We start from the raw sequence: 24,247 nt of genomic DNA on the forward strand, positions 1-24,247 counted from the left end.
GGTGGGTGGGTCAGGCGGCGAGCAGGTCGTCGATCTGGTTGATGGCCAGGCTGGAGCCCTCGACGACGCCCATGGCGAGCACCTGCTCCATCGCCTCCGCGGTGGCGTACGTCGACACGAAGGTGGCCCGGGTGCCCCCGTCGGTGGCGGCGAAGGAGTAGTGGCAGGCCGACACCGGCAGCGCCGTGTTGGCGCTGAAGGACTCGTCGAGGGCGAAGCCGTCGTCGAAGCGGAACTCCGTCGGTGCGGAGACGGCGGTGACGTCCCAGTAGGCGTAGTACTTCTCGCCCTCCGGGCTGGTCATGAAGTAGTTCATCCGGCCACCGGGGCGCAGGTCGTGGTCGACGAACGTGGCGGGGTACGTCGGCGGGCCCCACACGCGCTCGAGCTGGCGCGGGTCGTCGTAGATCGCCCAGACCCGCTCGACGGGTGCGGCGAAGTCGGCGGTGATGGTCAGGGTGCGGGAGTCGAGGTCCTGGGTGACGTCGGTGACAGGCATGGGTCAGTCCGTTCGGTGGGTGGTGGTGGGTTCGGTGGTGGGATCGGTGGCGCGTGCGTCGTGGGCGAGGAGCTCGTCCATCCGGGCGACCCGTCCGCGCCAGAGGTCCTCGAGCTCGGTGAGCATCGCGCCCACCGACCTCACGGCCTCCACGTCGCCGCTGGCCAGGGCCTCGCGACCGCGCCGACGCTTGGTCAGCAGGCCCGCGCGCTCCAGCACGGCGACGTGCTTCTGGACGGCCGCGAAGCTCATGTCGTAGGTCCGGGCGAGGGTCGAGACGGAGTGCTCGCCGGCCAGCACCCGACGCAGGATGTCGCGCCTGGTGCGATCGGAGAGTGCATGGAACCAGGCGTCTGCCCGGTCCTCGTCCGCGTCGCTCATGCACCTAACGTACAACCATGTGGTTGTACGTTGTCAAGGACTCACCTACAGGGGTGTGGGATGTCGTCGACAAGGCATGTTTACGGTGAAGTGCGGAGTAGCATCGCCCGGTCGGTGCCAGCTGCGCGCCGTACTCCCGACAGAAGTGGGGCAACCCCCAAGTGCACAGACTCGTCCCAGGACATCGCCTCGGGGACCGCTACGTGCTCGAGGAGCGGATCGCCTCCGGGGGCATGGCCGACGTGTGGCGCGCGCTCGACGACGTGCTGCAGCGCAACGTCGCGGTGAAGATCATGCGGGCCGACCCCGACAACGAGGAGATCTTCGCCGAGCGCTTCCGCGACGAGGCGCTCCACTCCGCGGCGCTGATGCACGTCAACATCACCACGGTCTTCGACTACGGCGAGGACGACCACCTCACCTACCTCGTGATGGAGCTCGTGCAGGGCCTGCCGCTCTCCGCCGTCATCCGCGACCAGGGCGCGATGCCGCCCGAGGCCGTGCGCTCCATCCTCGGCCAGGCCGCGCTCGCGCTCGGCACCGCCCACGAGGCCGGAGTGGTGCACCGCGACGTCAAGCCGGCCAACATCCTCGTGCGCGAGGACGGGCTGGTGAAGCTCACCGACTTCGGCATCGCGCGCGCGATCGACGCCATCGGCCACACCCGGGTCGGCGAGATGCTCGGCACCCCCAACTACATCAGCCCCGAGCAGGCCATCGGCCAGCAGGCCACGGGCGCCAGCGACCTCTACGCACTGGGGGTGGTCGCCCACGAGATGCTCACCGGCACGCGCCCCTTCGACCGCGGGACGCCGATCGCGACCGCGATGTCGCACGTCAACGAGCCGCCGCCGCCGCTGGGCGACGACGTGCCCGACGACATCCGCGCCGTCGTCGCGGCGCTCCTGCAGAAGGATCCCGACGACCGCCCCGAGAACGCCGCCTCGGTCGCGGTGATGCTGGGGGTTGCGCCGTTGGAGATCTCCGGGCTCGACCTGGGCGAGGCGAGCGAAGTCCCCAGCGGCTACCTCGCCATGCCCATCACCCCGATGACGCCGTCTCGCCCGCTGACCGCTCCCGCCGACCGGCAGCAGGCCGACGTCCCCACGATGGCCGCCGGTCCCGACCAGCTCCTGGACTGACCTCCGGCTCAGCGCCGGGTGGCGTCGTCCAGCAGGGCCGCGAGCGCGGCGGGCTGGGTGAACATCGGCCAGTGGCCCGAGTCGAGGTCGACGAGCTCGAGCGCCGTCGCGTCCGCGAGCTCGGGCACGTCGCCGGACTCGATCCACTCCTTCGCCTGCTGAGGGCTGAACTCCGGGCAGACGAGGGTCAGCGGCACCCCGTGCCGGCGCTCGTCGGTCCAGTGCACGACGCCCTTGGTCACCCCGACCGGCACCGGGTGCGAGCCGGCCTCGACCGACGCCTTGAGCTCGGCGGACATGTCGTCGGAGTCCGGGCCCTCGAACTTCTCCCAGCCCGGGAAGCGCACCCCGTCGCCGACCGGCTCGAAGAAGTCGGCGTAGGACTCCCCATCCGTCGACGGGAAGCCGCCGATGAGCACCACGCCGGTGACGCCGTCGGGGCGGCGGTCGGCGGCGACCCACGCCAGCGTGGAGGCGGCGGAGTGGCCGACGACGAGCGGTCGGCCCTCGGCCGCGTCGACCGCGGCGAGCACCGCGCCGGCCTGGTCGTCGTACGTCGCCGAGGTGGCGCCGTCGCCCTGGCCGGGCAGCGTCACCGGGATGCCGCGGTGGCCGAGCCGCTCGAGCTCGGGCAGCACGTCGTCCCAGGCCGATCCGTCGAGCCAGAGTCCTGCGATGAGCACGATGTCCATGGGTTCTCCTTCACTCGGTTCGTCGACCCTCGCGAACCACCGTAGGAGAGGTTCCGGACGCTCCACGACCGGATCCGGTGCCACCATTGCCGCATGAGCGAGATCAGTCCGACCGCGCGGGCGCTCCGGGCGCTCGACCTGCTGCAGGGTCGCCCGGGGATCACCGCGTCCGAGCTGGCCCAGCGACTCGGCGTCACCGAGCGGGCCGCCCGGCGCTACGTCGCGATCCTGCGCGAGGCCGACATCCCGGTGGAGTCCACCCGCGGTCCCTACGGTGGCTACACGCTCGGGCGCGGGCTGCGCCTGCCGCCTCTGGTGTTCTCGGCGACCGAGGCGCTCGGTCTGGTGATGGCCGCGCTCGACTCGCAGCACGCGGTCGCCGACCCCTCCGACCCGGTGGGCTCGGCGCTCGGCAAGATCCTGCGGGTCCTGCCGACCAACGTCGCGCGGCAGGCCGTCACCCTGCGCGAGACCGCCCGCACCGTGCCGGAGCGGTCGCCGGCGCGACCCGACCCGGCTGTCACCAGCGAGCTGGTCGCCGCAGTGGCGGCACAGCGCCAGGTCCGCATCGGCTACCGCACCGCCGCCGGCAACGCGCGGACCTTCGAGGTCGACCCGTGGTCGGTGGTGGTGCGCTACGGCCGGTGGTACCTGCTGTGCCACTCCCACCACGCCGAGGCACTGCGCACCTTCCGCATCGACCGGATCAGCGAGGTGAGCCAGCTCGAGGGCAGCTTCGAGGTGCCGGCCGACCTCGACCCCGCCGCCGAGCTCGAGGCCAACCTCGGCAAGGGCTGGGAGCACGAGACGCACGTCGTCTTCCACGCCCCGCTGCAGGAGGTGCGCCCGTGGGTCAGGCCGACGCTCGGCGACCTGAGCGAGCTGCCCGACGGCCGGTGCGAGCTGGTCGGCAGCACCAGCAACGCCCAGGCGTACGCCGGCGAGTGGCTCGCCGGCGTGCCGTTCGCGTTCACCGTGGTCGGCGGTGACGAGCTGCGGGCCGCGGTCCGCGTCGTCGCGGACCGGCTCACGCAGTCCCTGGAGTGAGCCGGGTGCGCACCCCTACGGCGACCAGCACCGCGAGCGCACTCGACCCCCGAGGTCAGCGGCTGACCGCGACCTCCTTGCCGAGGGTCCAGCCGTCGGAGATCGGCAGGTAGTCGCCGCTCCAGAACTTGCCCGGGTCGTACCAGGTGGCGCGGCGGTCGTCGCGCAGGATGCCCATCTCGATGTAGCAGGTGGCCACGATCTCGGCGCAGAACGCCGCCTCGGGCGTCGCGCGCTGACCGCGCTTGCGCCGGGGGACGTACGCGTCGCGACCACGCAGCCAGCGGGCACCGAGCTTGGTCAGGCTGGGGAACGAGACGCCGTCGAGGCGGGCGACCGCGCGGAGCATGCCGTCCTCCTCCGCACGGCCGATCTCCGGGTGGAGCTGGCGCAGCCACGCGTCCTGGCTGTACTCGCCCTGCCAGCGGGCCACCGCCTCGCGCAGGTCGTGCAGCTGCACGCCGCGGTGGTGGCCGCCGGTCCACATGTCCGTCTGCCGCTTGCCGAGCTCGGCGTGGAAGATCAGCGGCGGGAGGTCGTCGACGACCACCGCCATGCCCACGTGGTTCACGGGGGAGTTGGTGACCGCACGGATCGCCCGATCGGGCGCCCGGCGGCCGCGGAACAACCAGATGTCGCCACTGCGGGTGAGGTCGACCGCCTCGTCGAGGCTCAGCGCAGGGGCCATGCCCGCAGTCTGCCGCACCGCGGGCCGGTGCCGGGCTACTCTCGCCGCATGCGCGTATGGAAGCTGCTCGGCCTGGCCGGGCTCCTGGCCGGGGTCGCCACCGGTGCGGCCGTCGCCCGCGACGAGCGCGAGCGCCGCCACTACGACGCCGCCGAGATCCGTACCCGTCTCCACGCCCGCCACGACGAGGCGGTCGCCCGCGAGGCCGGGTCCGACGCCGACTGATTCCGGTCGTCGTGCCGCTGGTCGCGCTCGTCGCCCCTCCCCGTGCCGGGGTAGTCCAGTGGGCAACGGTCGTCCCGACCGTCGGACGACGGCCGTTCGCCACTGGACTACCCCGGCGGGCAGCCGGACGCCACTGGAGTACGCCGGCGGGCTCAGGCGCCGAGCGCGAGGCGGGTCGCGATCGCGAGCATGACGAGGCCGATCGCGACGTCGAGCAGCTGCCAGGCGCGGGGGTCGGCGAGCCGCGGGGCGGCCAGCCGGGCGCCGTACCCGAGGCCGGTGAACCACAGGATGCTCGCCGTGCAGGCGCCGACGGCGAACCACCAGCGGCCGGGGTGCCCGTGCGTGCCGGCGATGGAGCCGAGCAGCAGGACGGTGTCGAGGTAGACGTGGGGGTTGAGCCAGGTCAGCGCGACGGCCCTGGCCACCACGCCGCCGCGCGCCTCGGGCGGTTCGTCCCCGGCCGCCAGCGTGTCGGGTCGCCGCGCCCGCCGCAGCGACGCGATGCCGTACGCCGTCAGGAAGGCGACGCCGAGCCACCGCACCACCTCGACCGCCCACGGTGCCCGGTCGACCAGCACGCCGATGCCGGCGACACCGGCGACGATCAGGACGACGTCGGACAGCGAGCAGACCGCCACGACCGGTCCGACGTGGCTGCGGCGCAGCCCCTGGCGCAGCACGAAGGCGTTCTGCGCACCGATCGCCACGATGAGGGACAGCCCGGTCAGCAACCCGGCCGCGACGTCTCCCACGCGGGTCAATCTAGAGGGCCGGTGGACCCCGAGGTGCCCCTGACGAATGTCAGGGTCGGGTGCGGGAGATATCCCATGGCCGGTGCTTCACACCCTAAGGGAGGATGCTCGCATGACTGATCAACCCAACGGGGGAGCGGCGCACGGCGTCGCAGCGAGTGCGCACGACCTGGTGAAGACCTATGGCAAGGGAGAGGCCGAGGTGCGTGCCCTCGACGGGGTCACCATCGACCTCCTGGCGGGTGAGTTCACAGCCGTGATGGGCCCCTCCGGGTCCGGCAAGTCGACCCTCATGCACTGCCTCGCTGCCCTCGACACCCCGACCTCGGGCGAGGCCGTCGTGGACGGCACCGCGCTGGGCAGGCTGAAGGACAAGGACCTCACCACCCTGCGGCGCGAGCGGGTCGGCTTCGTCTTCCAGTCCTTCAACCTGGTCCCCACGCTGACCGCGGAGGAGAACATCCTGCTCCCGCTGAGCCTGGCCGGCCGCAAGCCCGATCGTGCGTGGTTCGACCAGGTCGTCGACTCGGTCGGCCTCCGCCCGCGCCTGGGCCATCGCCCGTCCGAGATGTCCGGAGGCCAGCAGCAGCGCGTGGCCTGCGCCCGCGCGCTGGTCAGCCAGCCGAAGATCGTCTTCGCCGACGAGCCCACCGGCAACCTCGACTCCACCAGCAGCGCCGAGGTGCTCGGCTTCCTGCGCCGCAGCGTCGACGAGTTCGGCCAGACCGTGGTGATGGTGACGCACGACCCCGTCGCGGCGTCGTACACCGACCGGATCGTCTTCCTCGCCGACGGCAAGATCGTCGACGAGCTGCGCGACCCGGACCGCGACCAGATCCTCGCCAAGATGGCGGCGCTCCAGGACGCGGCCGTCAAGAAGGCGGCGAGCTGACGTGCTCCGCCTGACCTGGCGCAACCTGCTGGCTCGCAAGGTGCGCCTGCTGATGAGCACGCTCGCCATCGTGCTCGGCATCGGATTCCTGGCCGGCGTGATGACCTTCAGCACCGGGCTCAACGCGACCTTCGACAACATCGTCCAGGGCTCGACGTCCGACGCCGTCGTACGACCAGCGGGAGAGCTGCAGGGCGGCAACGCCGGCGTCGCGACCAGCCAGGTCGTCACGCCCGACGACGTCGACAAGCTGGCCGCGCTGCCCGACGTCGAGGAGGCGGTCGGCTCCGTCGACGGCGTCGGGTCCTACCTCCTCGGCCAGGACGACAAGCTCGTGGGCGGGCAGGGCGCACCGACCCTGGCCTTCAACTACGCCCCCAGCGAGAACATGGCCGGGGAGCAGATCCTCGAGCTCAACGAGGGCCGGTGGCCCGAGAAGCCCGGCGAGATCACCCTCGACTCGTCGTCGGCCGAGCGCGGCGGCTACGACGTCGGCGACACCGTGAAGATGATCGTGCCGACCCAGGACCAGGACCCGCGGCGCACCTTCACCCTCGTCGGCACGGCCGACTTCAACGGCGGCGGGACCGCGGGCGCCACGCTCGTGCTGCTCGACACGCGGGAGGCCCAGGAGATCTTCCTCGACGGCCAGGAAGCCTTCACCAGCGTCTCCCTCACCGGCGCCGACGGCGTCTCCCAGACCGAGCTCGCCGAGGCCGCCGAGGCGGTCGTCCCGCAGGGCTTCACCGCGGTCACCGGGGACAAGGTCGTCAAGGAGACACAGGAGCAGATCGGCCAGTTCCTCGACGTCATCTCCATCTTCCTGACCACGTTCGCCGTCATCGCGATCGTCGTGGGCGCCTTCATCATCTTCAACACCTTCTCGATCCTGGTCTCCCAGCGGGTGCGTGAGTCCGCGCTCCTGCGGGCCCTCGGCGCGAGCAAGAAGCAGGTCACTCGCTCGGTGCTGGTCGAGGCCTTCCTGATGGCCCTCGTCGGTGCCACCCTCGGACTGCTCCTGGGGCTGGGTCTCTCCCGCCTGCTCGCCGGCCTCTTCCGCACCTTCGGCCTCGACATCGCTGGTGAGGTGCTCAACCTGACGCCCTTCACCGTCGTCGCGGGCTACGTCGTGGGCATCCTGGTCACGATGGTCGCGGCCTTCGTCCCGGCCCGTCGGGCCGCCAAGGTGCCGCCGGTCGCCGCCATGCGCGACGACCTGGTCGTCCAGGAGAAGGGGATGGGACGCCGGCTGGTGGTGGGCACCGTCGCGATGGTCGTCGGCGTCGCCCTCGCGACGCTCGGGCTGATGGGGGCGCCGGGCACGGACGCCATCTGGATCGGTGCCGGCGCGGTCATCTGGGTCGTCACGACCGCCGTTCTCGCGCCCGTCCTCGGGCAGCCCGTGCTCATCGCGTGCCGCACCGTCTTCGGCCGCCTGTTCGGCACGGCCGGCCGTCTCGCGGGCGAGAACGCCCTGCGCAACCCCCGGCGTACGGGAGCGACTGCGTCGGCGCTGATGATCGGCCTCGCCGTCGTCTCGGCGGTCGGTGTGCTCGCCTCCTCGCTCAGCGCGACCAACGACGCCACCGTCGACGACGCGTTCCGCAGCGACTTCCTCGTCCAGATGCCGACCTTCCAGGGTTTCCCGTCCCAGTACGGCGACCAGATGGAGGCCGTCGACGGGGTCGACCTGGTCTCGCGACAGCAGGGCACGCCGGTGTCGGTCGAGGTCGACGGCAAGCCCGACCAGACCTTCGCCGCCGGCGTCGACCCGGCGTACTTCGAGATCTACGACCTCGCGATGGTCGACGGCTCCGACGCGATCTCGGGGGACCAGGTGCTCCTGAGCGAGAGCCGCGCCGACGACCTCGATGCGCGCGTCGGTCAGAGCATCGACGTGGAGTTCCCGGGCGGGAAGACGATCCCGCTCGAGGTGAAGGGAGTCTTCGAGGACACCCCGACCACCGCGGGCGTCACCGTGCCGCTGTCGGTCCTCGCCGAGGCCGGCCTGAAGCGCAGCGACTCCAGCCTCAGCATCACCCTGGCGGACGGCGCGGACCGGGATGCGGTGAAGATCGACCTCGAGGACGTGGTGAAGGACCTCCCGATCCTGTCGGTCCAGGACAAGGTGGAGTTCAAGGAGCTGATCAGCGGCCAGGTCAACCAGCTGCTCTACGTCATCTACGGACTCCTCGCGCTGGCCGTCGTGATCGCGGTCATCGGCATCGTCAACACGCTCGGCCTCAGCGTCCTGGAGCGCACCCGCGAGATCGGGCTGCTCCGGGCGGTGGGCCTGTCCCGGCGCAAGCTACGGGTGATGATCACGCTCGAGTCCGTCGCGATCGCGCTGCTCGGCGCCGTGCTCGGCATGGTGCTGGGCCTCATCATCGGGGTGGTGCTGCGCGAGTCGTTGAAGGACGACCTGACCGAGCTCTCGTTGCCGGTCAACAGCCTGCTCGTCTTCCTGGTCGTGGCCGTGATCTTCGGGGTGCTCGCCGCGATCGTCCCGGCCGTCCGGGCCTCGCGGATGAAGGTGCTGGACGCCATCGCCACGGAGTGATCGGCGTGTGAGCCGTTCCACGCCCCGCGCCCCCGGGTGGAGACACCCGCGGGGCGCGGTGGCACTGTGGAGCGAGTGAGCGACGTACGACAGGACGCGCGGGACAGTCGGTCCGACACAGGGTTCTTCGGCCAGCCGGGTGTGCTGGCCAACCTGTTCGGCGTGGAGCTGTGGGAGCGGTTCAGCTTCTACGGCATGCAGGGCATCCTGCTGATCTACCTCTACTACTCCGCGGCCAAGGGCGGCCTCGGCATCGACGAGGGCGTGGCGACCGGCATCGTCGGCGCCTACGGCGGTGCCGTCTACCTCTCCACGATCCTCGGTGCGTGGCTGGCGGACCGGGTGATCGGCCCCGAGCGCACCCTGTTCTACGCCGCCGTCTGCGTGATGGGCGGTCACATCGCCCTGGCGCTGCTGCCGGGCCTGGTCGGGGTGGGGGTCGGCCTCGTGCTGATCGCGCTCGGCTCGGGCGGTGTCAAGGCCAACGCGACGTCGCTGGTGGGCTCGCTCTACGACGAGCACGACCCGCGACGCGACGCCGGCTTCTCGCTGTTCTACATGGGCATCAACATCGGCGCCTTCATCGGTCCGCTGCTGACCGGGCTGCTCCAGAAGGAGGTCGGCTTCCACTGGGGCTTCGGTGCAGCCGCCGTCGGCATGGCACTCGGCCTGACCCAGTACGCCCTCTTCCGCGGCCGGCTGCCGGAGGAGACCCACCACGTCGCGAACCCCCTCCCCGCGGGTCGGCTGGTCCGCTACGTCGCCGGTGCGGTCGTCGTGGTCGCGCTGGTCGTGGTGCTCGTGGGGGTCGACGTGATCACCGCGGACCGCCTGTCCGACATCGTGATCGGCATCAGCCTCGTCGCGGCCATCGGCTACTTCGCGCTGATCCTCACAGACAAGCAGGTGACGGGCGTCGAGCGCAGCCGGATCTTCGCCTTCATCCCGCTCTTCGTCTGCAACGTGGTCTTCTGGTCGCTCTACCAGCAGCAGTTCACCGTGGTCACGATCTACGCCGACAAGCGGCTCGACCGCGACCTGTTCGGCTGGCAGATGCCGGTCTCGTGGGTGAACAGCATCAACCCGGTCTTCATCATCGTGCTGGCCGGCGTCTTCGCCGCACTCTGGACCCGGCTCGGCGACCGGGCGCCGGTGACGCCGTTGAAGTTCGGCGCCGGCACCGCACTGATGGGGATCGCGTTCTTCGCATTCCTGCCGATGCCGGGCGGCGAGAACACCGCCCCGCTGCTGGGCATCGTCGGCATCCTGCTGCTCTTCACGCTGGCCGAGCTGCTGATCTCGCCGGTCGGGCTGAGCGCGACGACCAAGCTGGCGCCGAAGAAGTTCAGGACCCAGATGGTCGGGCTCTACTTCCTCTCGATCGCCCTGGGCACCGCGATGGCGGGCACCCTGGCCGGCTACTACGACGAGACGGCCGAGACGCCCTTCTTCCTCTGGGTCGGCCTCGCCTCCGTGGTCACCGGCGTCGTGGTGATGTTCGCCTCGAAGCCGATCCACAAGCTGATGGCTGGAGTGGACTGACGTGCTGGAGTCACTCGGCTGGGGAGCGGTCGCCGCCAGCTCCCTCGTGGTCGGTGCCGTCCTGGCCCTGGTGCGCCCGTGGCCCGGACGGCTGGTCGGGCTGGTGCTCGGCTTCGGTGCCGGGGCGCTGGTCGCGAGCGTGTCCTTCGAGCTCGCCGAGGAGGGCCTGCGCATCGGCAGCGCGTACGCCGTCGCGGCCGGGCTGGCCCTCGGCGGCCTCACCTACTTCCTGGCCGACCGGCTCGTCGAGCGGTGGGGCGGTCGGTCCGGCGGCTCCTCTGCCGGCGCCCCGCTCGCCGTGGGTGCCTTCCTCGACGGCATCCCCGAGCAGGCGGTCCTCGGCATCGGGCTCGCGTCGGGCCAGGGGGTCAGCGCCGCGCTCGTGGTCGCCATCTTCGCCTCCAACCTGCCCGAGGCGATCGGCTCGGCAGCCGACATGCGCAGCGCAGGCCGGTCCCGGACGTCGGTCCTCGCGCTCTGGGCCGGCGTCGCGGCCTGCTGTGCCGCCGCCACGGTGGCCGGCACGGCGCTCGCCGACGCCGTCTCGCGCGACGGGCAGGCGTTCGTCGACGGCTTCGCGGCCGGCGCCCTGCTCACCATGCTGATCGACTCGATGGTGCCGGAGGCCAAGGACAAGGCGAAGGACTGGGCGGGGCTCGCCACGGTCGCCGGTTTCGCGTTGGCCGCGGGGCTCTCCCTCCTGGGCTAGTAGCCCCCGTCCGGGGGCACCATCTCCCCGCGCACGCCGAGCAGCCGCACCGGGCGCGTGTCGTCGAGGGCGAGGTAGAGGTCGTACGCCGTCTGCGCGACGACGTCGACGTCGCAGGTGGGCTCGGGCAGCTTGCGGACCCGGGTGAAGGTGAAGAACGGGGCGAAGCGGATCTTGAGGTGCACCCGCTGCACGGCGCGCTCCTCCTTGCCGACGTCGTCGACCACGCGGGCGGCGAGCTCGGTGAGGGCGGCGCGCACCTCGTCGGGCGTGGTGAGGTCGGACTGGAAGGTCGTCTCGCGGCCGTGGGCCCGCGCGACCCACGCGGTGTCGTCGGGCCGGGCCCGGCCGCCGCCGCGGCCCAACCGGACGAGGTGCGGCCCGTTGGTCGGGCCGAAGGCGGCGACCAGCGCCTCCTCGTCAGCGGCGGCCAGGTCGGCCACGGTGTGCAGGCCGATCGACGCCAGCCGGGCGCCGATCCTGGTGCCGACGCCCCAGAGCGCCGTCGTCGGCCGCGCACCCATGACGTCCATCCAGTTGTCGCGGGTGAGCACGAACGTGCCCTGCGGCTTGCCGAAGTCGGTGGCGATCTTCGCCCGGACCAGGGTGTCGCCGATGCCGACGGAGCAGTGCAGGTCGGTCGCCGCGAGCACCGCGGCCTGGATCGAGCGCGCCGAGGCGACCGGGTCGTCGGTCTCCACCCCGACGAAGGCCTCGTCCCACCCGAGCACCTCGACGACGGCGCCGGGCACCGCGCGCAGCGTCTCCATCACCTGCGCGGAGGCTGCCTCGTAGACCGGGAAGTCGACCGGCAGGAACACCGCGTCCGGCGAGCGCCGGCGCGCGATCTTCAGCGCCAGCCCACTGCGGACGCCGTGGGCGCGGGCCTCGTAGGACGCCGTCGAGACGACCGCCCGCTCGGTCGGGTCGCCGCGTCCGCCCACGACCACCGGCTTGCCGACCAGCTCGGGTCGGCGCAACAGCTCCACGGCGACGAGGAACTGGTTCATGTCGACGTGGAGCACCCAGTGGTCGTGCACCTGGCCATTGTGGCGGAGCGCTCCGACAGCGCCGGGTCCGCAGCGTCAGCGCGACCGGTGCAGGCGCACGACGCTCATCGGGTTGCTGGTGTGGGGCGGGAAGGTCGCGAAGACGTCAGGGAGGTGCGGGTCGAAGGTGCGGCCCTCCATCTCGACGAGCCGGACCCCGCGGCTCGCGAGCAGGGTGAGCGTGCGCGCGATGGCCGCCGCGACGAGGTGCAGCCCGTCTGGCTCGTCCGGGCGTGGCGTCTCGGCGAGGATGCGCACGATCCCGTCCTCGCTGGGCTCCGCGAAGACGAGGCTGAGCGCGACCACCCGGCCGCCGCGCAGCACCACGCTGGAGACGCCGTGGTCGACGTAGGTCCCGAGTCCGGCCGACGCCGCGGCGACGTCGGCCCGGGGGCGCAGCAGCCCGACCGGCTCGTGGGCCCAGACGTAGTAGTCGACCCACGCCTCCTCGAGATCGGCCTCCGGCACACCGTCCGACCCGATGGCGACAGCGCCGTCCGGCACCGGCTGGGCGGCGCGCCACGCCGCCCACGCGACCGTGGCGGGGTCCGCCTGCGGCGCCGGGCAGTGCTCGACCAGGTCGTGCCCGATCCAGTCCGCGAAGCCCACTGCGTCGGCGTCGGCGTGCAGGATGCGGCAGACCAGCGTCTCGCCGGCCGGCACGCGCCGTTCCAGCTCGACCCACAACGCACTGCCGATGCCCTCGCGGCGGCGTCCGCTGTCCACCTGCACGTCGCAGAACCGCTCCTTCTCGAACAACGGCACCGGTCGCGCCACGGCGTGACCGACGAGCGCGTCCGCCTCCCACGCCTCGACCCGCACCACGTCACCCGTCGACGCGTCGCGGATCTCGGGGGGCATGGGCCGAGCATCCTCTCGTCGGGCGGATCCGTCACCACCCCGGGTCCACTTCTGCCCCCACCCCTCGGCCCACCCCTCGGGGCGGGTCGTCGCCGGCAGGGTCGGCGTACGGTCGCGAGCATGACGAGCGACGACCTGACCGAGCCCGACGCCTACGCCGAGCACCCCGAGGAGTCCGCCTTCCCCGGCGCCGGACGGCGGGTCAGCGACGAGGAGCGCCAGGCGGCACTCGACGCCGAGCCCGCCGGCAACGCGACCGTGGGTGACATGGTCGACACCGACGGCCTCGACTCGCGGGCTCACGAGGAAGGACCGGGCTCGGACGAGGTCGCCGAGCAGGTCGAGGACTGATCGACCGACCCTCACCGGAAAACCCGCGTGCCCTCGCGGGTGCGCGCTGCCAGAGTGCGGTCATGACACCGGAGCGCCTGGACATCGACGACGCCCTGACCCGGATGCAGGCCCTCGCCTCGGACCTCTGGTCGCACCGGTCTCGGCACCACCCCGGCCAGCTCGCCTGGTCCGCCGCCTACGGGGAGCCGGAGGTGCTCGACCTCGGACCGGCGTTCGTCGTCGAGGGCGCCTGGGCCTGGCTGGAGTCCCTCGACTGGCTGGAGGTGTGCGGCCGCGATCCCGAGGCGATCGAGCAGGTCGTCCAGGCCGCGCTCGCCGCTGCCGACGACGAGGTCACCACCAGCACCCTCGAGACCGAGTCGGAGGTCCTGACGGTGCTGGCCGCCGCCGGCTTCACCGAGATCGAGGCGCCGTGGTTCACCCACCACCACCTCGACCTGTCCGACCTGCCACCTGTGGAGCTGCCCGAGGGGTACGCCGTGCGCGCCGTGCGTCCGGACGAGCACGAGCAGCGCGCCGCGGTCCACCGGGCCGCCTGGTCGTCGACGTCCCGGGTGACCGGGGCGGCGTACCAGCGACTGATGCGGACCCCGCCCTACCGTCCCGAGACCGACCACGTCGTCGTCGCACCCGACGGTCAGTGGGTGGCCTCGTGCTGCGTCTGGCTCGATGCCGCGACCGGGGTCGCCCTCGTCGAGCCCGTGGGGTGCGTCGAGGAGCACGGTCGTCTGGGCCTCGCCACGGCGGCCTCGGTCTCCGCGCTGACTGCGGCGCGCGACCTCGGCGCCACCGAGGGCCTGGTCTGCCCCCGCGGGGACGACGACTACCCGGGCCCCGCGCGGCTCTACCGCCGGATCGGCTTCGAGCCCGGCGCCCGGACCCGCGCCTACCGCTGGCGGCGCGACACCTGACCGGCCGGGTCAGTGCTCGGTGCCGAGGAGGTCGCCGTAGCGGCGGTGCTCGCGCAGGGCGATGAGCAGCCAGCCGACCCCTGCCGCCAGCTTGAGCCAGGAGAATCCCCAGGTGAGAGGGACGAGCCAGAGCACCGCCATCGTGAGGTAGAAGGCAATCATCAGCCGACTGCGGCGCGGGAGGTCGGGAGCGAAGCGGGCGGCGTACTCCTCGGGCGTGCCGAACTCCTCCTGGACGGTGCGTCCGGCGTCGGCCGCATGCGCATGGGCGTCACCGACGATCGTCCGAACCCGGGCGTCGGACAGGGTGTGCCGCCCCCGCAGGATCGCGGCGAGCTGCCGCGACCAGTCATCGACGTCGACGATGCCCTGCGGTGCCGTCTCCGGCCGGGACTCGCGCCACCGGCCCAGTGCGGCGGCGAGCAGGGCGGACGCCGCCGCGACCCAGACGTACCACCAGGTGGTCGCGGTGCCGAGAGGGTGCGCCTTCGACCACTCGTTGACCAGGGCGATCGTCATGGCGAGACCGGCCGCGGTCCCGACGAAGCCGGCGAGGGCAGCGGCGACGCCCCGGCTCCGGAGCAGGGTGCTCCACGCGGCCCACGCGGCCGCCATGGCCAGTCCCATCCCGACGGGGACCACGATCATGCCGAGCGTCCACGTCCTGCTCGTCTCGCCGTGGGCGAGGAAGACCCCCAGGAAGGCGATGCTGAAGAAGGCGCCCAGGCCGAAGCCCCAGGCCGGCACCTCGGCCCAGGACATGCTCGAGGCGTCCCAGAGGTGCAGGCGACCCTCCTCCGCCCAGCGGTCGTAGAGGGCGTCGGCGTGCTCGTCCGGACTGCCGAAGAGCTCCTGGGGCGACTCCTGCGTCTGCCGCAGGAGAGCAAGGGCCTCCTCGAGGCCTTCCCGGACCTGGTCCGGCTGGACGTCACGGCGCAGCAGGCGCCATGACACGCCGTACGCCCAGACGCCGTCCATCTCCTCGCCGCGCGCGGAGGTGAAGGCGTCGATGGTCACCGACAGAGGTGTCTGCTCAGCCATGCCGGACCGCCCCCGTGCCCATCGTCGACAACGTCGCGGTCAGCTCGCCCCACGAGGCCAGGTCGCGGGCCAGGCGCTCACGTCCGGCGGAGGTGAGCTGGTACTCGCGGCGCCCTGGACCGCCCTGCCCCTCGGTCCAGGTGGCCTCCACCGAGCCGGCCTCCTCGAGTCGTCCGAGCACCGGGTAGAGGGAACCGCCCTTGAGCAGTCCGAAGCCGTGCGAGGCCAGGGCCTGCCCGATGGCGTAGCCGTGCAGCGGCCCACCCGTCAGGCTCGCCAGGACGGCGAGGTCGAGGGCCGCGCGGACCCAGGGGGTCGGCCAGGCAGCTGCGTCGCTCATGTATCTAAGTACATCACGTATCTAGATACGAGTGCAATCAGGCAAGCGCTTCCTCGAGGCCGGCGAGGAGGCGGTCGACGTCGGCGTCGTCGTTGTAGGCGGCGAGCCCGATGCGGAGGCCGGCGTCGACCGGCAGGTCGAGGGCGCGGAAGGTCTCGTAGGCGTAGAAGGTGCCGGCCGGGACGAGGACGTCCTGCTTCGCCAGCAGGTCGTGGACGTCGGCCGGCCGGTGGTCCCTGAGGGTGACGAACAGCGTCGAGGTGCGGTCGGCCGCGCGCGAGTGGAGGGTGAGCCGGTCGCCGAGGGCGGCGAGGCCCTCCTCGATGCGGACCCGCAACCGCAGCTCGTGCTCCGCGATCGAGGCCGCCGCCGAGACCAGCCGGTCGCGCCGCGTGTCTCCCGTGCCGTGGGAGGCGATGAAGTCGACCGCGGCGGTGACCCCGGGGAGCAGCTCATAGGGAAGGGTGCCCAGCTCGAAGCGCTCCGGCACGGCGTCCGTCGAGGGCAACAGCTTGTCGGGGCGGAGGGTCTCGAGCAGCGCCGGGTCGGCGACCAGCGCGCCGCAGTGCGGGCCGAAGAACTTGTAGGGCGAGCAGACGACCAGGTCAGCGGCCATCGCCGTGATGTCGGGAGCCGCGTGGGCGGTGTGGTGCACCGCGTCGACGTGGACCAGCGCGCCGACCTCGTGGGCGCGAGCCGCGACGGTCGCGACTGGCGGGCGGGTGCCGAGCAGGTTGGACGCCGCCGTCAGCGCGACCAGACGCGTGCGCTCGGTGATCGCGTCGAGCGAGTCGAGGTCGAGCTCGCCGGTCTCCGGCACGAGGCGCAGCCAGCGCACGGTGACGCCAGCCCGCTCGGCAGCCTGCACCCAGGGCCGCACGTTGGAGTCGTGGTCGAGCTCGCAGAGGACGACCTCGTCGCCGGGACCCCAGGTCTTCGCGAGCGCGCGGGAGAAGTCGTACGTCAGTGCGGTCGCGCTCCGGCCGTGCACCACACCGCCCGGGACCCCGCCGAGCAGGTCGGCGATCGCGGAGCGGAAGCCGGCGACCGCCTCCTCGGCGTTGCGCTGGCTGATCGTCCCGGCACCGCGCTGCGACAGCGGACCGGTCAGCGTGCGGGCGATCGCCTCGCCGACGACGGCCGGGGTCTGGGTGCCGCCGGGGTTGTCGAAGTGGGCGATGCCCGAGGAGAGGGAGGGGAAGCCGCTGCGGAACGCGGCCACGTCGAAGCTGCCAGGTGCGTGGGCCATGCCCGCACTCAACCAGACCCTCGCCCGGACGCCTCAGGTGGCGATGTGCACCACCGCGTCGCCGGAGTTCACGAGGGGTGCCTCGGTCCGGCCGATCACGATGCCGTCACGGTTGGCGTAGACCGCGCGGAGGGTCTTGCCGAAGGAGTCGAAGAGGGTGCCGAGCCGCTCGCCGTCGCTGACCTTCTGGCCGAGGTGGGCGTCGAGGTGCAGGATCCCCGTGCGCCGGGCGCGGACCCAGCCGCTGGCACGGCACTCCAGGCTCGGCTCCACCGGCGGCTCGTCGACCGGCTCGGTCATGCCCAGCGCTGCCAGCACGCGACGTACGCCGACGACACCGGCCTCGACGGCGTAGTCGTCGAAGCGCAGCGGCTCACCCGCCTCGTAGAGGAGCACCTTCGCGCCCTGCTCGCGGGCCGCGTGGCGCAGCGACCCGTCACGGATCTTGGCGTGCAGCATGACCGGCGCCCCGAAGGCTGCGGCCAGCTGACGGGTGCCCTCGTCGTCGAGGTCGGCGCGCACCTGCGGCAGGTTGCTGCGCCGGTCGGAGCCGGTGTGGAGGTCGATGCCGACCTCGCAGCCGGCGACGATCTCGCGCATGAAGAGGTGGGCGATGCGGCTGGCCAGCGACCCGCGCGCCGACCCCGGGAACGAGCGGTTGAGGTCACGGCGGTCGGGGAGGTAGCGGTCGCCGGTCATGAACCCGAGGACGTTGACGACCGGCACCGCGACGAGCGTGCCGCGGAAGGTCTTGGGGTCGAGCCCGGCCATCACCTGGCGGATCACCTCGACGCCGACGACCTCGTCACCGTGGATGGCGGCGTCGATCCACACGCGCGGTCCGTCCTCGCGGCCGTGGACGACCCGCACCGGCAAGGTCACGTCGGCGCCGGTGACGAGCCGGGTGATCGGCAGCTCGAGGGCGCGCACCGAACCCGCCCGGATCCGCACGGTGCCGATGGCGAAGGACTCGCGTGCCACTACGCGACCCGGCGGGCAGTGGCGGAGGTGGTCACCTGCTCAAGGGTAGTCGGGGCAAGCCCGGGGCCCTTCGCCACACGTGTCCGAGCTCTCGCCCCTGCCCGTCGCGACGGAGGGCGACTTCCCGGACACGTGTGGCACTCGGTCGGGCAGAGGTCAGCGGTCCGGGCCGCCGACAACTTTCGGCGCGCCGCGCCCGTCTCCTTGGGACCACCCGCGACCGAAGGATCTCCATGCGCACGCTGCCACTCGTGGCCACCAGCCTGCTAGCCGCCAGCCTGCTCGCCGCCCCCACCGCCAGCGCCGCGGGGGAGACCTGCCAGGGACAGCCGGCCACGATCGTCGGCACACCCGGCCAGGCCGGGCTCACGGGCACCGAGGGCGCGGACGTCATCGTGACCAACGGCGCCACGAGCACTGGTGCGCTGGGCGGCGCCGACCTCGTCTGCATCACCGGGGGCCAGGTCTTCGGTGACGTTCGGGTCGATGCCGGCCCCGGGGACGACGTCGTCGACGCCTCGACGGTCGTGGGCGCCGTGGACGCGCAGCTGGGCGCCGGCAGCGACACCTACACCGGCTCGGCCCACGACGAGGACGTCGCGGCCGGCACCCTGAGCGTGAGCTACGACGCGGTCGACACCGAGCGCGACGTGGTCACCACGGGTGCGGGCGGCGACGACACCGTCCGATCAGGCTCCGACCCGACGGTGCCCAACGGCGACGCGGTCGCGCTGGGTGCCGACGACGGAGCGGGCTTCGGCAGCACCGTCGTGTGGGACGGCCCGATGGCCGCCGACGGCAGGCTCGACGGCGGAGGTGGAGGACAGCTGGCCTTCGACACCGGTCCGGGCACGGTCGTCGTGGACGCGGTGACGGGGACGCTGACCGAGGACGGGGTGGTGACGCTCCGGTGGACCGGCTTCGACCGCTTCCGCACCGGCAGCAAGGCCACCTCGGCGCCGGCACGCTTCGAGTTCGTCGGCAGCGACAGCGACGAGGAGCTCGAGATCGTCTTCGCCAAGGCCCACCGGGGCCACCAGCGCCTCGACATGGGCGGCGGCGCGGACACGTTGCTGCTCGGGGACGAGAACGTGGGTGCCCGCGGCAGCCGCTACCTGGGCGGGCCCGGCAAGGACCACGTCGCGCTGTGGGCGGGCAGGAAGCTCGACCTCGACCTCGAGCGCGAGCGCATCAAGACCGAGCCCGCCGGCAGCACGTTCCGCAGCACGTTCACCGGGTTCGAGACCCAGCTCGTCGGCGCCAGGAAGCTCGTCCTGAAGGGCACCGACAAGGCCGACGACCTCCGGTTCTACGCCTGCAAGGCGACGGTGCGCGGCCGCGGCGGGAAGGACGACATCCGCCAGAGCCGCGGCGACGACTACTTCGAGGGGGGACTGCGCTGCGGCAAGCGCGGGTTCCGGCTGTACGGCGACCGCGGCCACGACACGTTGCAGGGCGGGCGCCGCAACGACGTGCTCGTCGGTGGCCCGGGCCGGGACAAGGCGTTCGGCAACGCTGGCCGCGACCGCTGCAGCGCGGAGAAGACGCGGTCCTGCGAGACCAAGCGGCGCTGAGCTACTTGCCCCAGTTCTTCCGGCGCACGGCACGCCGCGGCCTGCCGCCGGCGTAGGACCGCGCGGAGTCGACGAGGAACCCGCGCTCGAGGGCCTCGCGACCGATGAGCATGCGGAAGCCCATCTCATCGCGGTTGCTCAGCGTCATGACCGTGGTGATCGTGCGACCGGCGAGGACGACGTCGAGCGCGACGGCGTACCTCGTCTCGGTCTGACCGTTGCTCGAGCGGACCTCGCGCCGGTCGAGCACGGGCAGGGTCAGCTCGTGGGCCTCGTCGTCCGAGCGCTGCCAGGGGTGGATGGAGAAGCGCACCCACTCGCGGTCGTCCTGCTCGAACACCTCGAGGTCGAAGGCGTGGATCGCGGACGACCGCGCGCCGGTGTCGATCTTGGCCTTCACCCACGGCACGTCGGCCTGGGGGAGGGCGACCCACTCGCGCCACCCGACCACGACAGGCTCGGGGGCGGACTCGTCCGGGGCGTCGGGCCGGCTGGGGGTGGAGGACACCGAGCCATCCTGTCAGGGCGCGATCGGCGGAATGGTTGTATGGCTCCCCATGAAGCTCGCCATCCTCTCTCGGGCACCCCGGTCGTACAGCACGCAGCGCTTGCGCACCGCGGCGGTGGAGCGCGGGCACGACGTCAAGGTGCTCAACACGCTGCGGTTCGGCATCGACCTCACGGGCGAGGAGCCGGACCTGCTCTTCCGCGGCAAGCAGCTCTCGACGTACGACGCGGTGCTGCCACGCATCGGCAACTCCATCACCTACTTCGGCACCGCCGTCGTGCGCCAGTTCGAGCAGATGGACGTCTACACGCCCAACACCAGCTACGGCATCGCCAACAGCCGCGACAAGCTGCGCGCCACGCAGATCCTCTCGCGCCACAAGATCCCGATGCCGGCGACGACCTTCGTGCAGGACCGCGCCGACGTGATCCCCGCGATCGAGCGCGTCGGTGGCGCCCCCGTCGTCATCAAGCTGCTCGAGGGCACCCAGGGCATCGGCGTCATCCTCGCGCCCACCATCAAGGTCGCCGAGGCGATCATCGAGACCCTGCAGAGCACCCGGCAGAACGTGCTGATCCAGCGCTTCGTCAAGGAGAGCAAGGGCCGTGACATCCGCGCCCTCGTCGTCGGCGACCGCGTGGTCGCCGCGATGCGCCGCGTCGCGCAGGGCGACGAGTTCCGCTCCAACGTGCACCGTGGCGGCAGCGTCGAGCCGGTCGAGCTCGACGAGGAGTTCGAGCGCGTGGCCGTGCGGTCGGCGCAGATCATGGGCCTGCGCGTCGCCGGCGTCGACATGCTCGAGGGCCGCCGCGGCCCCCAGGTGATGGAGGTGAACTCCTCACCCGGCCTCGAGGGCATCGAGCGCGCGACCAAGCTCGACGTGGCGGGCGCGATCGTCGACTACATGGCCAACCAGGTCGCCTTCCCCGACATCGACGTACGCCAGCGCCTCACCGTCTCGACCGGCTACGGCGTCGCCGAGATCGTCGTGCACGCCGGCTCCGACATGGTCGGCAAGAAGCTCGGCGACTCCGGCCTCGACGAGCGCGACATCACCGTGCTGACGCTCCACCGCGGGCCGCAGGTGATCCCCAACCCGCGCAACAAGACCGTCCTCGAGGGCGAGGACCGCCTCCTCTGCTTCGGCAAGCTCGAGGAGATGCGCTCGATGATCCCGGACCGCAAGCAGAAGCGCGTGCGCAGGCTGATGAAGAAGCACCTGCCGCCGGAGAGCAGCTGAGCCGGGCGAGGTCACGCCCACCCCGCCCAGATTGACAGCGGCCCGGCCGGCCGGCCGCGCGGTCAGTCTGCTCACCGCGCCACGCTCCTGCGGGAATGCCGCGTCAGCGGTTCTACGTTGACGGGATCGTATACCCTAGGGGGTATCCATCCTGACTGAGGGAGTGTGGTCCATGTTCGAGGTTGAGACCCAGGTCCTCGCGTCGGCGCAGGCAGCGGGCGCGATCGTTGTCGACGTCCGCGAGCCCAGCGAATACGCGACCGGACACGTGCCAGGCGCCCGCCTGATACCTGCCCGAGACATGCGTGCGCGGTTGTACGAGCTGCGGCCACCCCGATCACACGGCAGCAAGCAAGGTCGCGCTCGACGCTGCGGCTCAGAGGGACCTGCCCGTGCTGGGCTGGACACTGCCCCTGCCGACGGCCGAGCAGCTGAACGACGAGTTCGGTACAGCCTTCGTCGGACACGGGTACGACGACATCGACCTCGCCCTCCGTGTCGACCGCGAGCGCCAACGGATGGCCAGCCTTGCCCACGCCAGCCAGGCCGCGCCCACCAGCGTGCTCTGGCGACGACTCGAGCTCCTGGGCGATCTCGAGTACCTGCGTTGGCTGCGCCGCGCCACGTCGCCCGCCTCGACCCCCGCCGCTCTGCCCACGACGGCCGCCCAGTCACCCGGGCCGATGCCTTCGGATGTCCAGACCATGCGCGTGCAGTGGCAGGCCGACGACCGGTTCGACATTCGGGTCCGCAGCCATGCGATCACTGTCGACCAGCCAGCCGAGGTCGGTGGCGACGACCTCGGCCCCACCCCGACCGAGCTCTTCGTGGCGAGCCTCGCTTCGTGCGTGGGCTTCTACGCGCGTCGATACCTCCGCCGACATCACATCGACCCAGCGGGTCTCGAAGTGACCACTCGCTTCCAGATGGGCGTGAAGCCCGCGCGGGTCGCTGTGGTCGAGATGGAGATCAGCCTCACGGCCGAGCTCCCACCGGACAGGCGCGCGGGCCTCCTGGCTCAGGCAGCACACTGCACTGTGCACAACTCGATCACCCACACACCCGACATCGCGATCAGGTTGGCGTCGGCGAGCTCGGGGTGATGCCCGGGCACGTCGGTCGAGAACGTGCGACGACACGCTCCGAGCTCGTGAAGAGTGAAGAACTCCCGGTCTGACGTGGACCTGTCCAGGAACCGCTCCACGACCAGGAGGTCTCCATGGCTCGCGCTACCCATTCCAACGCTGCCTTGACCCGCGCGCTCGGCTCACCGCCGCGAGCGGGGTGACCAAGTCCTCGCAGTCACAGCCCCCTCGAGCATCCGCAGCACCCCACCGAGCTGCCCCTGGGCACGCTTGATCCGGTTGACTTGGGCGGCTCCACGGTGCGTCACCCCGCCGCCTATGCAGCGGGCTTCCGACGACCACAAGGGAGTCACGTCGACCTGAGCGCACGCGAGAGGTCTCAGGACTCTGACGTTCACGCGACCCTCGTTGTCGGTGGCGACGCGTAAGATCGAAGCATTCGAGCGAGCGAGCTCGGGCCCTACCTGAAGCCGATCATCCGGCTGCACACACCTCACTGAGACCGGCCCACGACCGTAGTTGTCGACGCGCCCATGAGGGGTGCGGAAGGGGCAGTGACGTGAGCGCAGTGCCTGCAGAATCGCTCCACGACGGCGGGTGGCGTGCCCCGGGCACGCAACCGGAGGAGTCACCGGCCGTGCGCCAGGTGCTGGCACGTGTGGACGCGACGCTCACCGACCTGGCTGGGCTGGGAGAGATGTCGCTCGGTGACAGCGACGTCGTGCGTGTGCTCGACGCGCTGACCAGCGCATCGAGCCGCCTGGCCCGCGAGCTGTGCCGGGTGGCGGCCGAGGCGACCGCCGAAGGCTCGGAGACGCCACAGGCGCGCGGGACACCCACCAGTGGTGGGCCGSRCGCAGCCGGCACACCCACGCCGACGCGGCGCGGTTGACGAAGCTCGGGCGCGCTCTCGAGGACGACCTGCACGCTCCGACCGCACGCGCGCTGGCCGACGGCCGGCTGCGGGTGGAGCAGGCACGCGTGATCGTCCAGGCCGTCGACGCGATCCCTGCCCTCGTCCGTCTCGGTGACGGCACGACCCGGATCATCGACCCCTCGGCTCGCACGCAGGCACGCGACCACCTCCTCGCCGCCGCGGCCGAACACGACTCGAAGGCGTTGCGCCGCCTCGGCCGGCGGATCCTCGACGTGGTCGCACCCGAGCTCGGCGAGGCACAAGAAGCCGCCACCCTGGCGAAGGAGGAGCCCCGCGCCGACGCGGCCGCCGACCTCGAGGTCAACGACGACGGCAACGGCCGCTGCCACGGACGGTTCACCCTGCCCTCCCACATCGGCGCGATGCTCAAACGCCACCTCCTCGCACTCGCCAACCCCGCACGGCACACCGAATCCGAACTGCGCGACGAGACCGGAGGCTGGAAGCCCCTGCGCCGACGCCTCGGCGAGGCGTTCATCGAGTACGTCGAGCGCTACCCCGTCGACGCCACCCCGCAGACCTCCGGCGTCAACGCCACCATCGTCATCACGATGACCCTCGAGCAGCTCCTCGGCGAGCACGCCACCGCGCTGCTCGACGACGGCACCCGCATGAGCGCAGGACAGGCACGGCGGCTGGCCTGCGAGGCCGGCATCATCCCCGTCGTCCTCGGCACCGCGTCGCAGCCCCTCGACCTCGGCCGCACGGCTCGGCTCTTCACCAGGGCCCAGCGCATCGCGCTCGGCCTGCGCGACGGCGGCTGCACCGCACGCGGCTGCGAGACCACCGCCTCCGGTTGTCACGCGCACCACGACGATCCCTGGTCCCGCGGCGGCGCCACCGACCTCACCAACGGACGCCTCCTGTCCCCCCGCCACCACCGGCTCGCCCACGACTCCCGCTACGCGATGACCGTCCACGCCGACAACAAGGTCACCTTCGCCCGGCGGACGTAGACCCGGCCACGACCAGGCCGTGCCCCATG

General features: G+C 72.0%; 26 protein-coding genes and 1 pseudogene. 15 read left to right on the plus strand and 12 right to left on the minus strand.

Annotated elements, in window-relative coordinates:
• Positions 1 to 10 precede the first annotated feature (10 nt).
• Together ASC64_RS00125 and ASC64_RS00130 are read right to left on the minus strand one after the other, a co-directional pair.
• Positions 11 to 499, minus strand: coding sequence for an SRPBCC family protein (locus ASC64_RS00125; RefSeq protein WP_056905503.1), 489 nt, complete (start codon positions 497 to 499; stop codon positions 11 to 13).
• 3 nt (positions 500 to 502) lie between these two features.
• Positions 503 to 880 carry an ArsR/SmtB family transcription factor gene (locus ASC64_RS00130; protein WP_056905504.1) on the minus strand — a complete coding sequence of 126 codons (378 nt, stop codon included), beginning with the start codon at positions 878 to 880 and terminating at the stop codon, positions 503 to 505.
• 203 nt (positions 881 to 1,083) lie between these two features.
• Between ASC64_RS00130 and ASC64_RS00135 the strand changes: the two genes are divergently transcribed.
• A complete protein-coding gene (locus tag ASC64_RS00135; RefSeq protein ID WP_200937421.1) occupies positions 1,084 to 2,022 on the plus strand; it encodes a serine/threonine-protein kinase in 939 nt (312 codons plus the stop codon).
• An 8-nt stretch (positions 2,023 to 2,030) separates the two neighbouring features.
• Here ASC64_RS00135 and ASC64_RS00140 read toward each other — a convergent pair whose 3' ends face one another.
• On the minus strand, positions 2,031 to 2,714 hold the full coding sequence (locus ASC64_RS00140; protein ID WP_056905506.1) for an alpha/beta fold hydrolase: 684 nt from the start codon (positions 2,712 to 2,714) through the stop codon (positions 2,031 to 2,033).
• Between the two features lie 93 nt (positions 2,715 to 2,807).
• Here ASC64_RS00140 and ASC64_RS00145 point away from each other — a divergent pair, with 93 nt between their 5' ends.
• Entirely contained in the window at positions 2,808 to 3,761 is a 954-nt protein-coding gene (locus tag ASC64_RS00145; protein ID WP_056905507.1) for a helix-turn-helix transcriptional regulator, read from the plus strand.
• A 55-nt stretch (positions 3,762 to 3,816) separates the two neighbouring features.
• On the opposite strand, the gene ASC64_RS00150 is transcribed toward ASC64_RS00145, so the two are convergent.
• Positions 3,817 to 4,449 carry a hypothetical protein gene (locus tag ASC64_RS00150; protein ID WP_056905508.1) on the minus strand — a complete coding sequence of 211 codons (633 nt, stop codon included), beginning with the start codon at positions 4,447 to 4,449 and terminating at the stop codon, positions 3,817 to 3,819.
• Positions 4,450 to 4,497: 48 nt separating this feature from the next.
• On the opposite strand from ASC64_RS00150, the gene ASC64_RS22425 reads away from it, so the two are divergent.
• Positions 4,498 to 4,674 carry a hypothetical protein gene (locus tag ASC64_RS22425; RefSeq protein WP_200937422.1) on the plus strand — a complete coding sequence of 59 codons (177 nt, stop codon included), beginning with the start codon at positions 4,498 to 4,500 and terminating at the stop codon, positions 4,672 to 4,674.
• A gap of 152 nt (positions 4,675 to 4,826) precedes the next feature.
• On the opposite strand, the gene ASC64_RS00155 is transcribed toward ASC64_RS22425, so the two are convergent.
• The gene (locus ASC64_RS00155; RefSeq protein WP_056905509.1) at positions 4,827 to 5,429 is read right to left on the minus strand and encodes a LysE/ArgO family amino acid transporter; all 603 of its coding nucleotides are present in this window, start codon (positions 5,427 to 5,429) and stop codon (positions 4,827 to 4,829) included.
• 112 nt (positions 5,430 to 5,541) lie between these two features.
• Here ASC64_RS00155 and ASC64_RS00160 point away from each other — a divergent pair, with 112 nt between their 5' ends.
• The 4 genes from ASC64_RS00160 to ASC64_RS00175 all read left to right on the plus strand — a co-directional run bounded on the left by ASC64_RS00160 (position 5,542) and on the right by ASC64_RS00175 (position 11,132).
• A complete protein-coding gene (locus ASC64_RS00160; protein WP_056905510.1) occupies positions 5,542 to 6,321 on the plus strand; it encodes an ABC transporter ATP-binding protein in 780 nt (259 codons plus the stop codon).
• 1 nt (position 6,322) lies between these two features.
• Entirely contained in the window at positions 6,323 to 8,881 is a 2,559-nt protein-coding gene (locus tag ASC64_RS00165; RefSeq protein ID WP_056905511.1) for an ABC transporter permease, read from the plus strand.
• 75 nt (positions 8,882 to 8,956) lie between these two features.
• Entirely contained in the window at positions 8,957 to 10,423 is a 1,467-nt protein-coding gene (locus ASC64_RS00170; protein WP_056905512.1) for a peptide MFS transporter, read from the plus strand.
• 1 nt (position 10,424) lies between these two features.
• Positions 10,425 to 11,132, plus strand: a complete 708-nt coding sequence (locus tag ASC64_RS00175) for a ZIP family metal transporter (protein ID WP_056905513.1) — start codon at positions 10,425 to 10,427, stop codon at positions 11,130 to 11,132.
• On the opposite strand, the gene ASC64_RS00180 is transcribed toward ASC64_RS00175, so the two are convergent.
• Entirely contained in the window at positions 11,129 to 12,172 is a 1,044-nt protein-coding gene (locus ASC64_RS00180; protein ID WP_235563453.1) for a DNA polymerase IV, read from the minus strand. The genes ASC64_RS00175 and ASC64_RS00180 overlap by 4 nt on opposite strands.
• Positions 12,173 to 12,217: 45 nt before the next feature.
• Positions 12,218 to 13,042 carry a GNAT family N-acetyltransferase gene (locus tag ASC64_RS00185; RefSeq protein ID WP_056905515.1) on the minus strand — a complete coding sequence of 275 codons (825 nt, stop codon included), beginning with the start codon at positions 13,040 to 13,042 and terminating at the stop codon, positions 12,218 to 12,220.
• Between the two features lie 120 nt (positions 13,043 to 13,162).
• Between ASC64_RS00185 and ASC64_RS00190 the strand changes: the two genes are divergently transcribed.
• On the plus strand, positions 13,163 to 13,393 hold the full coding sequence (locus tag ASC64_RS00190; RefSeq protein WP_056905516.1) for a hypothetical protein: 231 nt from the start codon (positions 13,163 to 13,165) through the stop codon (positions 13,391 to 13,393).
• A 62-nt stretch (positions 13,394 to 13,455) separates the two neighbouring features.
• Positions 13,456 to 14,307 carry a hypothetical protein gene (locus ASC64_RS00195; RefSeq protein WP_056905517.1) on the plus strand — a complete coding sequence of 284 codons (852 nt, stop codon included), beginning with the start codon at positions 13,456 to 13,458 and terminating at the stop codon, positions 14,305 to 14,307.
• A gap of 9 nt (positions 14,308 to 14,316) precedes the next feature.
• On the opposite strand, the gene ASC64_RS00200 is transcribed toward ASC64_RS00195, so the two are convergent.
• Genes ASC64_RS00200 through ASC64_RS00215 form a run of 4 tightly spaced genes read right to left on the minus strand, consistent with a single transcriptional unit; the run spans position 14,317 to position 17,918 of the window.
• Complete coding sequence (locus ASC64_RS00200) at positions 14,317 to 15,348, minus strand: hypothetical protein (RefSeq protein ID WP_056905518.1); 1,032 nt, start codon at positions 15,346 to 15,348, stop codon at positions 14,317 to 14,319.
• Complete coding sequence (locus ASC64_RS00205; RefSeq protein ID WP_056905519.1) at positions 15,341 to 15,688, minus strand: PadR family transcriptional regulator; 348 nt, start codon at positions 15,686 to 15,688, stop codon at positions 15,341 to 15,343. The genes ASC64_RS00200 and ASC64_RS00205 overlap by 8 nt, the downstream gene beginning before the upstream one ends.
• A 37-nt stretch (positions 15,689 to 15,725) precedes the next feature.
• Positions 15,726 to 16,937 carry a cysteine desulfurase-like protein gene (locus tag ASC64_RS00210; protein WP_056905520.1) on the minus strand — a complete coding sequence of 404 codons (1,212 nt, stop codon included), beginning with the start codon at positions 16,935 to 16,937 and terminating at the stop codon, positions 15,726 to 15,728.
• A gap of 33 nt (positions 16,938 to 16,970) precedes the next feature.
• Positions 16,971 to 17,918 carry a succinylglutamate desuccinylase/aspartoacylase family protein gene (locus tag ASC64_RS00215; RefSeq protein ID WP_056905521.1) on the minus strand — a complete coding sequence of 316 codons (948 nt, stop codon included), beginning with the start codon at positions 17,916 to 17,918 and terminating at the stop codon, positions 16,971 to 16,973.
• A 233-nt stretch (positions 17,919 to 18,151) separates the two neighbouring features.
• On the opposite strand from ASC64_RS00215, the gene ASC64_RS00220 reads away from it, so the two are divergent.
• Positions 18,152 to 19,492, plus strand: coding sequence for a hypothetical protein (locus ASC64_RS00220; RefSeq protein WP_056905522.1), 1,341 nt, complete (start codon positions 18,152 to 18,154; stop codon positions 19,490 to 19,492).
• Position 19,493: 1 nt separating this feature from the next.
• Here the strand turns inward: ASC64_RS00220 and ASC64_RS00225 are convergent, their stop codons facing one another.
• Positions 19,494 to 20,000 carry an ATP-dependent zinc protease family protein gene (locus tag ASC64_RS00225; RefSeq protein ID WP_056905523.1) on the minus strand — a complete coding sequence of 169 codons (507 nt, stop codon included), beginning with the start codon at positions 19,998 to 20,000 and terminating at the stop codon, positions 19,494 to 19,496.
• A 49-nt stretch (positions 20,001 to 20,049) separates the two neighbouring features.
• Between ASC64_RS00225 and ASC64_RS00230 the strand changes: the two genes are divergently transcribed.
• The 5 genes and pseudogenes from ASC64_RS00230 (at position 20,050) to ASC64_RS00245 (ending at position 24,218) form a co-directional block, all read left to right on the plus strand.
• A complete protein-coding gene (locus ASC64_RS00230) occupies positions 20,050 to 21,240 on the plus strand; it encodes a RimK family alpha-L-glutamate ligase (protein ID WP_056905524.1) in 1,191 nt (396 codons plus the stop codon).
• A gap of 172 nt (positions 21,241 to 21,412) precedes the next feature.
• A pseudogene (locus ASC64_RS23115) lies at positions 21,413 to 21,526 on the plus strand (rhodanese-like domain-containing protein); the annotation flags it as partial.
• 232 nt (positions 21,527 to 21,758) lie between these two features.
• A complete protein-coding gene (locus ASC64_RS00235) occupies positions 21,759 to 22,343 on the plus strand; it encodes an OsmC family protein (RefSeq protein WP_200937423.1) in 585 nt (194 codons plus the stop codon).
• Positions 22,344 to 22,962: 619 nt separating this feature from the next.
• Positions 22,963 to 23,217: a hypothetical protein gene (locus ASC64_RS22260; protein WP_056905525.1), complete on the plus strand. Its 255-nt coding sequence runs from the start codon at positions 22,963 to 22,965 to the stop codon at positions 23,215 to 23,217.
• Positions 23,100 to 24,218 (plus strand): HNH endonuclease signature motif containing protein, encoded by a 1,119-nt coding sequence (locus ASC64_RS00245; protein ID WP_162245751.1) that lies wholly within the window; start codon positions 23,100 to 23,102, stop codon positions 24,216 to 24,218. The genes ASC64_RS22260 and ASC64_RS00245 overlap by 118 nt, the downstream gene beginning before the upstream one ends.
• Positions 24,219 to 24,247: the final 29 nt, after the last annotated feature.

Origin of the sequence: Nocardioides sp. Root122, assembly GCF_001425025.1 — a bacterium.
In the GTDB taxonomy this organism is placed as follows: Bacteria; Actinomycetota; Actinomycetes; order Propionibacteriales; family Nocardioidaceae; genus Nocardioides.

What these genes read in the sequence shown, in the direction of transcription:
- ASC64_RS00220 (WP_056905522.1), top strand. Translation starts at nt 18,152, where the DNA reads ATGCGCACGCTGCCACTCGTGGCCACCAGCCTGCTAGCCGCCAGCCTG.
- ASC64_RS22425 (WP_200937422.1), top strand. Translation starts at nt 4,498, where the DNA reads ATGCGCGTATGGAAGCTGCTCGGCCTGGCCGGGCTCCTGGCCGGGGTC.
- ASC64_RS00195 (WP_056905517.1), top strand. Translation starts at nt 13,456, where the DNA reads ATGACACCGGAGCGCCTGGACATCGACGACGCCCTGACCCGGATGCAG.
- ASC64_RS00210 (WP_056905520.1), bottom strand. Translation starts at nt 16,937, where the DNA reads ATGGCCCACGCACCTGGCAGCTTCGACGTGGCCGCGTTCCGCAGCGGC.
- ASC64_RS00150 (WP_056905508.1), bottom strand. Translation starts at nt 4,449, where the DNA reads ATGGCCCCTGCGCTGAGCCTCGACGAGGCGGTCGACCTCACCCGCAGT.
- ASC64_RS00140 (WP_056905506.1), bottom strand. Translation starts at nt 2,714, where the DNA reads ATGGACATCGTGCTCATCGCAGGACTCTGGCTCGACGGATCGGCCTGG.
- ASC64_RS00205 (WP_056905519.1), bottom strand. Translation starts at nt 15,688, where the DNA reads ATGAGCGACGCAGCTGCCTGGCCGACCCCCTGGGTCCGCGCGGCCCTC.
- ASC64_RS00235 (WP_200937423.1), top strand. Translation starts at nt 21,759, where the DNA reads ATGGCCAGCCTTGCCCACGCCAGCCAGGCCGCGCCCACCAGCGTGCTC.
- ASC64_RS00200 (WP_056905518.1), bottom strand. Translation starts at nt 15,348, where the DNA reads ATGGCTGAGCAGACACCTCTGTCGGTGACCATCGACGCCTTCACCTCC.
- ASC64_RS00125 (WP_056905503.1), bottom strand. Translation starts at nt 499, where the DNA reads ATGCCTGTCACCGACGTCACCCAGGACCTCGACTCCCGCACCCTGACC.
- ASC64_RS00145 (WP_056905507.1), top strand. Translation starts at nt 2,808, where the DNA reads ATGAGCGAGATCAGTCCGACCGCGCGGGCGCTCCGGGCGCTCGACCTG.
- ASC64_RS00190 (WP_056905516.1), top strand. Translation starts at nt 13,163, where the DNA reads ATGACGAGCGACGACCTGACCGAGCCCGACGCCTACGCCGAGCACCCC.
- ASC64_RS00230 (WP_056905524.1), top strand. Translation starts at nt 20,050, where the DNA reads ATGAAGCTCGCCATCCTCTCTCGGGCACCCCGGTCGTACAGCACGCAG.
- ASC64_RS00185 (WP_056905515.1), bottom strand. Translation starts at nt 13,042, where the DNA reads ATGCCCCCCGAGATCCGCGACGCGTCGACGGGTGACGTGGTGCGGGTC.
- ASC64_RS00160 (WP_056905510.1), top strand. Translation starts at nt 5,542, where the DNA reads ATGACTGATCAACCCAACGGGGGAGCGGCGCACGGCGTCGCAGCGAGT.
- ASC64_RS00130 (WP_056905504.1), bottom strand. Translation starts at nt 880, where the DNA reads ATGAGCGACGCGGACGAGGACCGGGCAGACGCCTGGTTCCATGCACTC.